Origin of the sequence: Nocardioides sp. Root682, assembly GCF_001427795.1 — a bacterium.
Classification (GTDB): Bacteria; Actinomycetota; Actinomycetes; order Propionibacteriales; family Nocardioidaceae; genus Nocardioides.
Genome location: NZ_LMHJ01000006.1, coordinates 52,457 through 52,872, shown reverse-complemented (window position 1 = coordinate 52,872; position 416 = coordinate 52,457). Strand labels below are relative to the sequence as shown.

General features: G+C 67.5%; 1 pseudogene. It reads left to right on the top strand.

Features of this window, described 5'->3' with window-relative positions:
- Window positions 1-45: 45 nt before the first annotated feature.
- Window positions 46-416 (top strand): annotated as a pseudogene (locus ASD84_RS24570) (hypothetical protein); the annotation flags it as partial.

Genomic DNA, 416 nt, shown 5'->3' with positions numbered 1-416 from the left:
CCGATCGCGGGTGACGGTGCACCGCTGGTCTCGGAATTCCACCTGATGGAACTCATCGCCGTACTGGGCCGCTCACCTGACGGGGGACGTGCCTACGTCGGACGGATCATCGAGTGCGCCTGGCGGCTCCCCAACATCTACAAGTCCGTGGTCGAGGGCAGGTTGGCGCCCTGGCGTGCCGAACGCATCGCCGACCTCACCCGACCGCTCAACGCCGAGGCCGCTGCGTTTGTCGACCGCCAGCTCGCAGCGGTCGGCGGTGTCGGGTGGGCACAGCTCGACCGCCTCGTGACTGAAGCCATCCTGCGGTTCGACCCCGAACGTGCCGAGCAAGAGCGCCAAGCCGCAGCCGACCGGCGGCACTTCGACTTCGACGACATCGACTCCAACGGCCAGGTCGAGTCCCACAGCCTGAT